The following is a 13,823-nucleotide window of genomic DNA, read 5'->3' on the forward strand; positions in this document are numbered from 1 at the left end:
TCACCACATCGTCTGCTTCGCCCGCTCGGCCCACGCCCCGTCGTAGCTCTCGCCGCCGACGCGGCCGTCGCTCAATTCGGCCAGGATCTGGCCGGTGGTCGGCAGGGTTTTGGGGTCGACCTGGGCCTCGGCCCGCCACAGGCCGGAGCGGATCAGCGCCCGGGCGCACTGGAAATAGACCTCGCCGACCCGGATCACCATCACGGTGCGGGGCGCCTTGCCCTCGACGGCGAAGGACGCACACAGGGCCGCATCGTCCTCGATCACCGCCCGGCCGTTGACCCGGAGCGCGTTGCCGATGCCGGGAATCAGGAACATCAACCCGACCCTCGGATCGCGGACGACGTTGCGCAGGCTGTCGATGCGGTTGTTGCCGCGGCGGTCGGGCAGCAGCAGCGTGCGCGGATCGGCGATCCGCACGAAGCCCGGGCGGTCGCCGCGAGGCGAGCAATCGAGCCCTTCCGAACCGCAGGTTGCCAGGGCGGCGAAGGGGGCCGCCTCGATGAAGCGGCGATAATGCGGGGTGACGTGGTCTGTCACCTTGACGGTCGAGGCCTCGCCGACGGCGCCGAACTCGCCGTAGACCCGCTCCAGATCCGCTTCCGTCTCCAGGATCGCCATTGTCTCGTCCCTCCGTCGCCGGGTGTCGGATCCTTAGGAGAGCGGGAGGCGCGTGACCATCGAGAAGATTGCACCCTCGCGTGAGCGGCGCTCATAGAGCCGCGGCCCGCCCCGGGCCTCCCGGTTGCCACCTGGCAACGATCCGAGGTGGGACGCAGCCCGGCACCGGGTTGCCAGCTGGCAACTGACTTCTGATGGTTAACGGAGCTTAACCAAAAACCGTTTGCGTCGTCACGGCCACGCTGGCATCGTCTTACGGAGTTTATCCGTGATGCGTCCAGGAACCGTAAATGCCCGATCAGCCGCAGGAGCAGGCGAGAGCCGCAGCCTCCGACCGTCCCTCGATCACCCGGATCATCGCCGATGACGGCGGCGCCCTGTCGAGCGAGCTGAACGCCCTGCGGCGCACGCTCTTCCCGCCGGCCTCGCACAAGCTCCTGCGCTCGTTCTCCTCCGGCGAGGCGGCGAAGCTGATTGGCGTCGCGGACGGCTACCTGCGCCAGCTCTCCCTCGCGAGCAAAGGCCCGCAGCCGGAGATCGGCCCCGGCGGCCGGCGCTCCTACACGCTCGGGCAGATCAACGAGTTGCGCCAGCTCCTCGACGACGGCCCGAAGGCGAAGGGCTACGTGCCGCATCGCTCCGGTGACGAACACTGCCAGGTGCTGGCGGTGGTGAACTTCAAGGGCGGGTCGGGCAAGACCACCACGGCGGCCCATCTCGCGCAGTACCTCGCCCTGCGGGGCTACCGGGTGCTCGCCGTCGACCTCGATCCGCAGGCCTCGCTGACCGCGCTCCACGGCTACCAGCCCGAATTCGACGTCGGTCCCAACCAGACCCTCTACGCCGCGATCCGCCACGACGACGAGCAGCGCCCTCTCGTCGAGGTGGTGCGCAAGACCTACTTCCCGGGCCTCGACCTCGTGCCCGGCAACCTCGAACTGATGGAGTTCGAGCACGACACCCCGCGGGTGCTGGCCGACCGGAATGCCGAGCCGTTCTTCGGCCGCATCGCCACGGCGCTCGGCAGCGTCGCCGACGATTACGACGTGATGATCCTCGACTGCCCGCCGCAGCTCGGCTTCCTGACGCTCGGCGCGCTCTGCGCCGCCACCGCGATGCTGGTGACGGTTCATCCCCAGATGCTCGACGTGATGTCGATGTGCCAGTTCCTGCTGATGGCCTCCGACCTGCTCGGTGTGGTGCAGGAGGCCGGGGCCGACCTCGATTACGACTTCCTGCGCTACGTCGTGACCCGATACGAGCCCTCCGACGCGCCGCAGACCCAGATGGTCGGCTTCATGCGCTCGCTGTTCCGCGAACGGGTTCTGACCCACCTGATGCTGAAATCGACCGCGATCTCGGATGCCGGCCTGTCGAAGCAGACCCTCTACGAGATCGGTCGCGAGAGCTTCACCCGCGCCACCTACGACCGGGCGATCGAGGCGCTCGACGGGGTCAATGGCGAGATCGAGGGCCTGATGCACCGCGCCTGGGGACGCGTTCCGGCATGAAGCGCAAGGATGCCCTCCGCGCCGCCCTCGGCGCTCGCTCCGCCGACCGCGAGACGACAGAGTTGCCAGCTGGCAACCCGGCCGAACCGCTGGAAACGCCCCCCGAGGCGCCGCGCCCCCTGGTGCGCTCCGGCGCCGTCGGCGCCATGGGCCGCAGCCTCGGGCGCATCGCCAGCGCGGCGGCGGAAGCCCGCGCCATGGTCGCCTCCGGCGACCGGGTGGTCGAGCTCGATCCCGCCCTCATCGACGGGTCCTTCGTGCAGGACCGCCTCACCGGCGATCCGGCCGAGCACGCCGCCTTCGTCGAACTGATCCGCGAGCGCGGCCAGCAGGTGCCGATCCTGGTGCGGCCGCACCCCAGTGCGGAGGGCCGCTACCAGGTGGCCTACGGCCATCGCCGGTTGCGGGCGGCAATCGAGCTCGGCCGGCCGGTGCGGGCGGTGGTCAAGGCGCTCTCGGACGAGGATCTCGTCGTCGCGCAAGGCCAGGAGAACTCGGCCCGGGCCGATCTCAGCTACATCGAGCGGGCCTTGTTCGCGATCGCGCTGGAGGATCGCGGCTTCGACCGCGCCACCATCATGGCGGCGCTCGCGGTGGAGAAAACCCAGCTCTCGCGCCTAATCGGCATCGGCCGGGCGGTGCCGGCCGAGGTCGTGGCGGCGATCGGCCCGGCGCCGAAGGCCGGGCGGCCGCGCTGGACCGCGCTCGTCGAGGCGCTGGCGCGGGACGGGGCAGGGGAGGCGGTGACCCGCCTCCTCGCCGCCCCGGATTTTTCGGATCTGTCCTCCGACGACCGCTTCGCCCGGCTGCTCTCGGGCCTCACCGCGCCGGCGCCGCGGCCGGCGCCGAGCCCGGCTTTCTGGACCAATCTCGGCGGCCGGCCGGTGGTGCGGGTCGAGCGCGGCCGCCAAGGCACCCAGCTCACGGTCGACGACACTCTCGAGCCGGACTTCGCCGCCTATCTTATCCAGAGTCTTCCACAGCTCTACGCCAGCTTCACCGAGTCGAAGACGCGCGACGAGACCGATTAAGGTTCGATCCACGATCGAGCCGGCGGGACAAAGACTCGCCGGTTAGGCACAGAGATTCACAGGAATCTGTCGCTCTGCTTCGAGAATCGGCCGGACTCGACTCGGCCGATTCGGGTTTCGCGCGTTAGGACTCATCGACAGACAACAGTCACGACGCGCGCCTTCAACCGCGCGTCTCCGCGCGGAGCCCTCTTGGTGGAGACGACGACCCCGCCGCAATCCGCCCTCGAACCGGTCGAGGGCGTGCGCGACGCCGACCTGATCGAGATCGTCGAGAAGGCGCGCGGCAGCGTCGCCTACAAGGCGACGCTCGCCTTCGTGCGCGCCAGCCAGGCCAAGCGCGACGCGGAGGCCGAGGCGCGCGACAAGCTGGTGGTGCTGAAGGCCGAGGCCGCGGCCGAACGCGCCCGGCTCCCCCGCAACGCCCGCCGCCGCGACATGGTGCGCGAGGTGATCGAGAACGAGCCGGCGGCGCCCGAGAACATCCAGCACATCCACTCGGTGCTGGCGCTCTGCGGCCTGCCGTATCGCGAGCCGAAAGGCGTCACCAACGTCTCGCGCGAATACGGCCGCAACACGCTCGCCATCAATGCCGGCCGGCTCATCAACCCGTCGACCGGCGAGATGGAGATGCAGGGGCTGCCCTACGGCCCGAAGGCACGCCTCCTGCTGCTGCATCTCTGCACCGAGGCGGTGCGCCAGCGCAGCCCCAAGGTCGAGGTGGCGCAGAGCATGTCGGGCTTCATCCGCGACATGGGCTTTCCGGTCACCGGCGGCGAGCGCGGCACGCTCAAGCAGTTCAAGGAGCAGCTCAACCGGCTCGCCGCCTGCTCGATGCAGATCGGCCTGTGGGACGGCACCCGCGCCTCGACCCTCAACGTGCCGCCCTTCCGCCAGATGGATGTGTGGCTGCCGCTGCACAACCATCCTGACCAGGGCCTGCTCTGGTCCTCCACCATCACCTTCCACCGCGAGTTCTACGACAACCTGATCCAGCACGCGCTCCCGGTCGACATCCGCGCCGCCCGCGCCTTCGCAGGCTCGGCGCGCAAGCTCGATCTCTTGTTCTGGGTCGGCTACCGGCTCTCGCGCCTGGAGCGTCCGCTGCGCCTGACCTGGGACAACCTCTACAAGCAGTTCGGCAGCGAGAACGGCTCGATCCGCTCGTTCCGCCAGGAGTTCCGCAAGGACGTCGCCCATCTCACCGAGGTGTTTCCGCGCCTGCGTCTGACCCTCGACGATGGCGGGATGCAGCTCCTGCCCTCCGATCCGAAGGACCTGCTGGTGCCGCCCAAGGCGACCCTGGCAAATAGGCGAGCCCGCGCAAAGGCTTGATTCCGCCGACTTCCCTACGAGGGGAGGCGTGGGCTGGCCCGCGAACGAGGCTCCGCGCGCGGGCGTTACGGATCCGCCGCTTTCGATGAGGCTCTATATAGGATTATTTTCTTACATTTGATTGCTCCCCGATGCCGGCTTCGCGCATCGGCCGAGGACTGAATCATCGATCTCAACCCTGTTTATGATCCTCCGCGTCATCCCGGGGCCGCAAAGCGGGACCCGGGATCCATAACCGCTGAGGAAGCCGGATGAGGCGGTGCGCGTCCCGACCCCTTCTGAAGCCTCGGCGGTTATGGATCCCGGGTTCTCGCCTGCGGCGAGCCCCGGGATGACGATGGAGGGTGTATTTTAGGTTCAAAGGGGCAGATCAGCGTTTCATGCAAGATCTTACGCCCTCATAAATGGAGTATAAACTTAATATATATTATATATATCAATATCCTGAGGAGTTTTAACCGATATAATATCGGTACATCCGTCGATATCGTATGGGAAAAACCTTTTCCGATCGCACCATGGTGCTCCGCTGGGGCTACCATCCTACGCCGAGTTGCCTACGCTCCGCCACGACCCGGACCGCCCCCGATCACGCTGACTCGCCTACGCGCCCTGAGCCCCGCGCGGCGCCCCGAATCCAGCGTCTTGCCGTTGAGATTCCGCGGCTTTTCCGATTCTCCCACGGCGCAGACCAGCCTACGGGACGGGACCGATCCCACGCCGAATTGCCTACGCTTCTCCGCGACCGGGCAGCCGGCCGGTAACCCTTCGCCCGTCGGGCGCCGCGAGTCGCGCCCAAGTATTGCCGGGCCCCGGCGGCCTCGCGAGAGTCGAGCAAGAGTCCCGCATCGGGACGGCGAATCATCAGTCAGCGTACAGGCGAGTCGGTTCCGGCCGCTCAAGCCTCGGCTCGACTCATCCCCGGGGAAACGATCCCGGCTGTGCTGGGCTTTGTCGGACGAGGACTCGTGAGCCGCGAGTCTCCGACTCGGCGGCGTCGCCCCAAGACTCAGGAGGGGCGGGGGAGGGGGAGCGCCTCGTACGGCCCGGCCCCGGATCGTGACGCCTCCCCCTCCGGCCGATCACGAACGGGGCGGATCTCGACGATCAGACCCCGAAAAACCCCTAACTTCCGATCCCCAAAAGCCTTTTTATGAAAGATTCAGAATCTGGATTCTGAGTCTGAATCCGTAGAGCTATATGGGTATTATATGGGGTGGCGATTTTCTGAAGTCCTGCAAGGGGTTGAGCCCTGCTCGCGTAGGCATGTCTGCGCGGTCGCGTAGGCAACTCGGCGCGGCCGCGTAGGCAGGTCTGCGCGGAAACGGGGGGCCAGCGAAGGCGACTCGGCGTGACCCCGTAGGTTACTCGGCGCAGGGCCCCGATTAACAGCTTGGAAAGCTGTGTGAATCGCGGATGGCCCGCCGTAGGCGATTCAGCGTGCCGCACGAGGCCGCGCAACACCCCGGACGGCACCAGATTCGTGACCTCGGCGCAGCGCGCCGACCCCTGAAGCGCCGGGATCGCCGGAATCTCCGCCAGGAGGCCCGTGGAGGCCCATCGCGCCCCAGGACAGTTGTACGGCACCTCTCAGCCTCGAATCCAGCTCAGCGGCGCTCCTGGCGGCTTGGCGGGCGTTGTCCAACGGCTGTGCCCGCTCGCTCCCAGAATCGCACGCCCGCCCGATCCCCTTGTTCCACCGCGCTTTCCGGGCGCTGCCGACCCAGCTGTCCCCGCTGCCGTCAACAGGGGACCGGTTTCCGGAGGTGCCGTCAGAGCCTCGGTCCACAGCCCCGATTGACACTCCGGTGAAACCGAACAAAACAAGAACGAGTTGGTGTTTCGGTCGGTGATGGGCATGAGATGCGACAGGCCGAGCGGGAGCAGCAGCTCGCGGCGTTGCGCGAGCGGATCGGGGGGCTGGCGCCCGAGGGGGCGGGCCGGCCGGTCCTGCCATTCGGCGTGGCAGACCTGGACGGGCACCTGCCGGGCGGGGGCCTGCGCCTCGGCGCGGTGCACGAGGTGCTGGCGGCGGGGCCCGTGGACGGGGAGGGGGCGCTCGCGGCCCTGTTCACCGCCGCGATCCTCGCGCGCCTCCCCGGCCCGGTCCTGTGGTGCCTGGCGAGCCGCGACCTGTTCGCCCCCGGCCTCGCCGCCGTCGGCCTCCACCCCGACCGGGTGCTCTACGCCGAGACCCGGCGCGAGGCCGAGGTCCTGCCCACCATGGAGGAGGGCCTGCGCCATCGCGGCCTCGCGGCGGTGGTCGGCGAGGTCGCCCGGCTCGGGCTCACCCCGTCGCGCCGGCTCCAGCTCGCCGCCGAGGGCAGCGGCGGCCTCGCCCTGGTGATCCGCCGCTGGGGCGCCGCCGTCCCGGAGCCCAACGCCGCCGCGACCCGCTGGAGCGTCGTCGCGGCGCCGTCCCCCGCTCTTCCCGTACCGGGCCTGTCGCGGGCCCGCTGGACCGTGGCGCTCGTCCGCGCCCGGGGCGCCGAGCCCCGCACCTGGCTCCTCGAGGCTCCCGATGCGAAGGGTCGTCTGCGTGTTCCTGCCGACCTGGCCGACCGACCGCTGGCGACGCCGGAACGGCGGGCCGTCGCCGGATGAGCCCCTGGTCGCGGCGGGGCAGGAGGGGGCGCGCCGGGTGCTCACGGCCGTCGACCGCGCCGCCCGGGCTCTGCGCCTGCGCCCCGGCCTCGCGCTGGCCCAGGCGCAGGCCATGGTCCCGGGGCTCACGGTGATCGAAGCCGATCCGGAGGGCGATGCGGCGGCGCTCGCCCGCCTCGCGGCCTGGTGCCTGACCTATGCCCCCCTCGTCGCCCCTGACCCGCCGGACGGGATCTGGATCGACGTCGCGGGGGCGGCCCACCTGCATGGCGGCGAGGCGGCGCTGCTCGCCTCGTTGCGCCGCCGCCTCGGCCGGGCCGGCTACCGGGTGCGGGTGGCGGTCGCCGACACGCCCGGCGCCGCCTGGGCGGCCGCCCGCTGCCTGAACCCTGAGACCGTGCTCGTGCCCGGCGCGCAGCGCGAGGCGCTTCCCGCCCTGCCGCTCTGGGCCCTGCGCCTCGATCCCGACACCGTCGCGGGCCTCGCCCAGCTCGGCCTCACCCGGGTCGAGCACCTCGTGCACCAGCCCCGCGGCCCGTTGCGCCTGCGCTTCGGCGAGGCGCCCGCCCGCCGCCTCGACCAGGCGCTGGGCGTGTGCACCGAACCCCTCGCCACCCTGGCGCCGCCGGTGGAGCACGCGGTGCGGCTCGCCTTCGCGGAGCCGATCGGGGCGCCCGAGACGCTCGCCCGGGTGACCCGGCGGCTGACCGCCATGCTGGCCGACGACCTCGCCCGGCACGGGCTCGGCGCGCGCCGGCTCGACCTGGTGTTTCGCCGCGTCGACGGGCTCGACCAGGCGGTCAGCGTCGGCACCGCCCGGCCGAGCCGCGATCCGCGCCACCTCGCCCGCCTCCTCGCCGAGCGTCTGCCCCAGATCAATCCCGGCCACGGCCTCGACGAGGCGCGGCTCGCCGCTCCTCGCGTCGAGCGCCTGGAGGCGCGCCAGCTCGCCGCCCCCGGCGCGGAACCGGATCCGGATACGATGGCGGAACTGGTCGACCGGCTGGTGCTGCGCCTCGGGCCGGGCCGGGTGTTTCGCAAGGCCCCGGTCGAGAGCGAGTGGCCGGAGCGGGCGGAGCGCCGGGTCGCCCCGTTGAGCCCCGCCGCCGGCGCGACTTGGGCCCCCGACCTGCCGCGGCCCGGCCGCCTGCTCTCCGTGCCGGAGCCGGTGGCGGTGCTGGCGGCGCTCCCCGATGCGCCGCCCACCGCGTTCACCTGGCGCGGCACCCGCCGCCGGGTGGCCCGGGCCGACGGTCCGGAGCGCATCTTCGGCGAGTGGTGGCTCGCCGACGACGAGGTCGCGGCGACCCGCGACTATTACCGGGTCGAGGACGAGACCGGCGCCCGCTACTGGCTGTTTCGCGATGCCCTGACGCGGGACGGCGCGCGCTGGTGGCTGCACGGATTGGGGGAGGCGTGATGCGCCCGGTCCCCCGAGGCTTGCCGGCTCTGGGTTTGCCAGCTCTGGCGGACGGATTTCATCCCACCCGCGACCTCATCCTGAGGTGCTGGGCGATCGTAGATCGCGCAGCCCCGAAGGAGGCCGCCAGGAATCTCCGAGACATCTGGAGCCTTCCTTCGAGGTTGCCGCGAGCGGCAGCACCTCAGGATGAGGTCGTAGTGTGGGAGAGAAGGGGTGCCGACGATGCTGCCGTCAGCAGCCGGCCGGGCTCCCGATGAGCGTCGAGCTCCAGGTCACCACCCACTACTCGTTCCTGCGCGGCGCCTCCTCGCCGGAGGAGCTTTTTGCCGCTGCCGCCCTCCTCGGCATCCGGGCGCTCGCCGTCACCGACCGCAACAGCCTCGCCGGGATGGTGCGGGCCCATGCCGCCGCGCGCACCACCGGCTGCCGCCTGATCGTCGGCTGCCGGCTCGACCTCGCCGAAGGCTGGAGCCTGCTCGTCTATCCGACCGACCGGGCGGCCTATGGCCGGCTGTGCCGGCTCCTCACCATCGGCCGCTCGCGCGAGCGGGCGCCCCACGGCGGTTGCCACCTGACAACCGCGGACGTTGCGGAGTGGAGCCGGGGCCTCGTGGCGGTACTGCCCGCCGACCGGCCGGACGACGTCCTCACGGAGCGCCTGCGCAGCCTGAAGGCGATCTTCGGAAAAAACCTCTCCTGCGGCCTGTCGCGCCGCTTCGGCGTCAACGACCACCTGCGCCTGGACGGCATCGCGAGTCTCGCCCGCGCCGCGCGGGTGCCGTCGGTCGCCCTCGGCGACGTGCTCTACCACGTCCCCGAGCGGCGGATGATGCAGGACGTGGTCACCTGCATCCGCCTGAAGACCACCATCGCGGCGGCGGGCTTTGCCCGCGAGCGCCATGCCGGGCGCCACCTGCAGGAGCCCGACGAGACCGCGCGCCTGTTCGCCCGCCATCCGGAGGCGCTGGTCCGCGCCGCTTCCATCGCCGAATCCTGCCGCTTCTCCCTCGACGAGCTCACCTACACCTACCCGGACGAGGCCGGGGAGGACGGTCGCCCCGCGCAGGTGCGCCTCGCGGCGATGACCTGGGAGGGGGCGGCGCGGCGCTATCCGGGAGGCGTGCCGGAGGCGGTGCGCCGCCAGCTCGGCGACGAACTCGACCTCGTCGCCAAGAAGGCTTACGCGCCGTACTTCCTCACCGTCGAGGCGATCGTCCGCTACGCGCGTGCCCAAGGCATCCTGTGCCAGGGCCGCGGCTCGGCGGCGAACTCGGCGATCTGCTGGTGCCTCGGCATCACCGCCATCGATCCGGTGGAGCAGGGGCTGCTCTTCGCCCGCTTCATCAACGAGAACCGCGACGAGCCGCCGGACATCGACGTCGATTTCGAGCACGAGCGCCGGGAGGAGGTGATCCAGTGGATCTACGCCACCTACGGCCGCGAGCGCGCGGCGCTCACCGCCACGGTGATCCGCTACGGCGCCCGCGGCGCGGTGCGGGAAGTCGGCAAGGTGCTGGGCGTGCCGGAGGACGTCACCGGGGCGCTCGCCCGCCTGGTCTGGGGCTGGTCGCGCGAGGGGGTCGGCGAGCGTGAGGCGACGGCGCTCGGCCTCGACCTCTCCGCGCGCCCCTTGCGGCTCACTTTGGAGATCGCCCGGGCGCTGATCGGCACGCCGCGCCATTTCGGCCAGCATCCCGGCGGCTTCGTCCTGACCCTCGACCGGCTCGACCTGCTCTGCCCGGTGGTGCCGGCCCGGATGGAGAACCGCCAGATCATCGAGTGGGACAAGGACGACATCGAAGCCTTGCGCTTCATGAAGGTCGACGTGCTCGGCCTCGGCATGCTCGGCTGCCTGCGCCGGGCCTTCGCGCTCCTCGCCGAGCACAGGCCCGAGACCGACCCGCCGCGGGAGATCGCCGACATCCCGCCGAACGACGAGCCGACCTACGCGATGATCCGGCGCGCCGACACGATCGGGGTCTTCCAGATCGAGAGCCGGGCGCAGATGGCGATGCTGCCGCGGATGAAACCCGAGAACCTCTACGACCTGACGATCGAGGTCGCGATCGTGCGGCCGGGCCCGATCCAGGGCGACATGGTCCACCCCTACCTGCGCCGGCGCCGCGGGCTCGATCCCGTCACCTATCCAACCAGGGAACTGGAGACCGTGCTCGGGCGCACCCTCGGCGTGCCGCTGTTCCAGGAGCAGGCGATGCAGGTCGCGATCGTCGCTGCCGGCTTCACCGCCGAGGAGGCCGACGGCCTGCGCCGCGCCATGGGCACCTTCAAGGGCGACGGCACGATCAACCTCTACGAGGACAAGCTCGTCCAGGGCATGATCGCCAACGGCTACGATCCGGATTTCGCCGCCCGCACCTACCGCCAGCTCGAAGGCTTCGGCTCCTACGGTTTCCCGGAGAGCCACGCCGCCTCCTTCGCCCTCATCGCCTACGCCTCGTCCTGGCTGAAATGCCGCCACCCCGAGGTTTTCGCTTGCGCCCTCCTCAACGCCCAGCCGATGGGCTTCTACGCCCCGGCCCAGATCGTGCGCGATGCCTGCGCCCACGGGATCGAGGTGCGGCCGATCAGCATCAACGCCTCGCGCTGGGACTGCACCCTGGAGCCGATCGGCGACGGGCGCCTCGCTTTGCGCCTCGGCCTGCGGCTGGTGCGCGGCTTGGGCAACCAGGACGGCGCCCGGATCGCCACGGTGCGGGAGGCCGATCTCTTTCGCTCGGTCGAGGACCTGTGGCGCCGGGCCGGGCTCTCGCTCAAAGGCCTGCGCAGCCTCGCCGCCGCCGACGCCTTCGCGTGTCTCGGGGTGGAGCGGCGCGAGGCCCTGTGGGCGATCCGCGGCCTCGCGCCGGCGCCCTTGCCGCTCTTCGCGGCGGCCGACCGGCGCGAGGCGATGCCGTCCCCCGAACTCGCCGAGCCGCCGGTGCAGCTTGCACCGCTCGGGGAGGGGGCGGCCGTGGTGGCGGATTACCGGGCGTCGGGCTTGAGCCTCGGCCGCCACCCGCTCGCCTTCCTGCGGGCGACGTTGTCCCGCGACGGGGTCTCGACCTGCGCCACCTTGCGCCGCCTGCGCGACGGCGCCCGGGTGACGGTGGCCGGGCTGGTGCTGGTGCGCCAGAAGCCGGGCTCGGCCAAGGGCGTGATGTTCATCACGCTGGAAGACGAGACCGAGGTCGCCAACCTGGTGGTCTGGCCGGCCCTGTTCACCCGCCAGCGCAGCCTGATCCTCCAGGCCGGCCTGATGGCCGCCCGCGGCCGGGTGCAGCGCGAGGGCGAGGTGATCCACCTCGTCGCCGAGCACCTGATCGACCGCTCGGACCTCCTGGGCCGGGTGGCGGAGGAAGCGGCCGGGACGCTCGCGGTCGATGGCGGGCGGGGGGACGAGGCGCGGCGCGGGAGTGCGGATCCGCGGGGCGTGGCGCGGCCGCTGCGGGTGGGGAGCCGGGATTTCCGGTGAGGGGGCTCTGCCCGATCATGGATATTCGCGCTACATTGCCGAACTACCCTTACGCGAATCGTCCATGGCCACGCTCACGATCCGCAATCTCGATAGCCAAGTCGAAGAGTTGTTGCGCGTGCGCGCCGCACGTAACGGCCGATCCATTGAGGCGGAGGCGCACGCGATCCTCACCGAGATGGTCGGACCATCCCCGCGCGAGATGCGCAATCTGGCGGAGGCGATCGGCCACCGCTTCGCTCCGCTCGATGGGGTCGAGCTTGAGCTGCATCCGCCGGTGGCGATCGAACAGCAGAGGGACAGGGCGTACGAGATCATGAAGCGCCGCTACAACGCGCTTCGGGAGCTTGCACGATGAAGAAAGTCCCTACGTCCTTTCCCGGACGACTGAAGCGAGAGCGGAAGGAGATCCGGGAAAGGGAGAGGGGCAATTTATCCCCTCAATGCGCCGCCACCCCCCGCGCCGGCACGATGTCGTTGGCGATCACCTCGCCGAACGGGCCGTCGTTGCGGGCCCCCGTCGCGCCCGTCCCGGTGGTGCTGCGCAGGGGCAGCTTGGGGAAGACCAGCTCGGCGAAGCGGTAGGCCTCCTCCAGGTGCGGGTAGCCCGAGAGGATGAAGCGGTCGATGCCGAGGTCGATGTATTCCTTCATCCGGTCGGCGACCTGGTCGGGGGAGCCGACGAGGGCGGTGCCGGCGCCGCCGCGCACCAGGCCGACGCCGGCCCAGAGGTTCGGCGAGACCACGAGCTTGTCGCGCCGGCCGCCGTGGAGCTGCATCATCCGGCTCTGGCCGACGGAATCCTGGCGCGCCAGGGTCGCCTGCGCCTTGGCGATGGTGGCGTCGTCGAGGCGCGAGATCAGCGACTCGGCTGCCTCCCAGGCCGCCGATTCGGTCTCGCGCACGATGACGTGCAGGCGGATGCCGTAGGAGAAGGTTTTTCCGCGCTTCTCCGCCGCCTCGCGGGCCCGCGCGATTTTTTCCGCCACGCCGGCCGGGGGCTCGCCCCAGGTCAGGTAGACGTCGCAATGCTCGGCCGCGACCTCGATGCCGGCCGGCGACGAGCCGCCGAAATAGAGCGGCGGGTAGGGTTTTTGCACTGGCGGGAAGATCAGCCGCCCGTCCTCCAGCCGCAGGTGCTCGCCCTCATAGGTCACGGTCTCGCCGGAGAGGAGCCCGCGCCAGACCCGCAGGAACTCGTCGGTCACCGCGTAGCGCTCGTCATGGGCGAGGAACACGCCGTCGCCGCGCAGCTCCACCGGATCGCCGCCCGTGACCACGTTGATCAGGAGCCGCCCGTCCGAGATCCGATCGAGGGTCGCGGCCATGCGGGCGGCGGTGGCAGGCAATTGCAGGCCCGGGCGCACCGCCACCAGGAAGCGCAGGCGCTTGGTCAGCGGCGCGAGCGCCGAGGCGACGACCCAGGAATCCTCGCAGGAGCGCCCGGTCGGCAAGAGCACGCCGAAATAGCCGAGCTCGTCGGCGGCCTGGGCGATCTGGCGCAGGTAGGGCAGGGTGACGGCCCGGGCTCCTTCCTGCGCGCCGAGGTAGCGGCCGTCGCCGTGGGTGGGCAGGAACCAGAGGACGTCGGTCTGGCCGGTCATGGGGGACTCCGTGGAGAGGTTTTGAGGCGCCGGTCTGCCTGCTAGAGCAGACGAGAGGACACCGACATTCAGAACTCTCCGCGTCATCCCGGGGCTCGCCGGAGGCGAGAACCCGGGATCCATAAACGCTGACAGTTCAGGATGAGGCGGAACGCGATCCGCCTCTTTCTCCCACGTTGGCGGTTATGGATCCCGGGTTCCGCTTTCGCGGCCCCGGGATGA

The 13,823-nt window shown here is 70.7% G+C and carries 9 protein-coding genes; 7 read left to right on the forward strand and 2 right to left on the reverse strand.

Annotation, left to right across the window (positions count from 1 at the left end; genetic code table 11):
* Positions 1–621 carry a pyridoxamine 5'-phosphate oxidase family protein gene (locus ABZT49_RS19220; RefSeq protein WP_355288058.1) on the reverse strand — a complete coding sequence of 207 codons (621 nt, stop codon included), beginning with the start codon at positions 619–621 and terminating at the stop codon, positions 1–3.
* A 290-nt stretch (positions 622–911) separates the two neighbouring features.
* Here ABZT49_RS19220 and repA point away from each other — a divergent pair, with 290 nt between their 5' ends.
* From repA to ABZT49_RS19255, 7 genes are all read left to right on the forward strand, one after another.
* The gene (repA, locus tag ABZT49_RS19225; RefSeq protein ID WP_355288060.1) at positions 912–2,132 is read left to right on the forward strand and encodes a plasmid partitioning protein RepA; all 1,221 of its coding nucleotides are present in this window, start codon (positions 912–914) and stop codon (positions 2,130–2,132) included.
* Positions 2,129–3,163, forward strand: a complete 1,035-nt coding sequence (gene repB / locus ABZT49_RS19230) for a plasmid partitioning protein RepB (protein ID WP_355288062.1) — start codon at positions 2,129–2,131, stop codon at positions 3,161–3,163. The genes repA and repB overlap by 4 nt, the downstream gene beginning before the upstream one ends.
* A gap of 195 nt (positions 3,164–3,358) precedes the next feature.
* Positions 3,359–4,498, forward strand: coding sequence for a replication protein RepA (locus ABZT49_RS19235; RefSeq protein WP_109974990.1), 1,140 nt, complete (start codon positions 3,359–3,361; stop codon positions 4,496–4,498).
* 1,863 nt (positions 4,499–6,361) lie between these two features.
* Positions 6,362–7,102, forward strand: coding sequence for a damage-inducible mutagenesis protein (locus tag ABZT49_RS19240; protein ID WP_355288064.1), 741 nt, complete (start codon positions 6,362–6,364; stop codon positions 7,100–7,102).
* Positions 7,020–8,522 carry a DUF6504 family protein gene (locus ABZT49_RS19245; RefSeq protein WP_355288065.1) on the forward strand — a complete coding sequence of 501 codons (1,503 nt, stop codon included), beginning with the start codon at positions 7,020–7,022 and terminating at the stop codon, positions 8,520–8,522. The genes ABZT49_RS19240 and ABZT49_RS19245 overlap by 83 nt, the downstream gene beginning before the upstream one ends.
* Positions 8,523–8,778: 256 nt before the next feature.
* On the forward strand, positions 8,779–11,997 hold the full coding sequence (locus tag ABZT49_RS19250) for an error-prone DNA polymerase (protein ID WP_355288067.1): 3,219 nt from the start codon (positions 8,779–8,781) through the stop codon (positions 11,995–11,997).
* 64 nt (positions 11,998–12,061) lie between these two features.
* A complete protein-coding gene (locus ABZT49_RS19255; RefSeq protein ID WP_355288069.1) occupies positions 12,062–12,355 on the forward strand; it encodes a FitA-like ribbon-helix-helix domain-containing protein in 294 nt (97 codons plus the stop codon).
* An 82-nt stretch (positions 12,356–12,437) separates the two neighbouring features.
* On the opposite strand, the gene ssuD is transcribed toward ABZT49_RS19255, so the two are convergent.
* Positions 12,438–13,601 carry an FMNH2-dependent alkanesulfonate monooxygenase gene (gene ssuD / locus ABZT49_RS19260; RefSeq protein ID WP_355288070.1) on the reverse strand — a complete coding sequence of 388 codons (1,164 nt, stop codon included), beginning with the start codon at positions 13,599–13,601 and terminating at the stop codon, positions 12,438–12,440.
* Positions 13,602–13,823 lie beyond the last annotated feature (222 nt).

This window comes from Methylobacterium sp. EM32 (assembly GCF_040593685.1).
Taxonomy (GTDB): Bacteria; Pseudomonadota; Alphaproteobacteria; order Rhizobiales; family Beijerinckiaceae; genus Methylobacterium.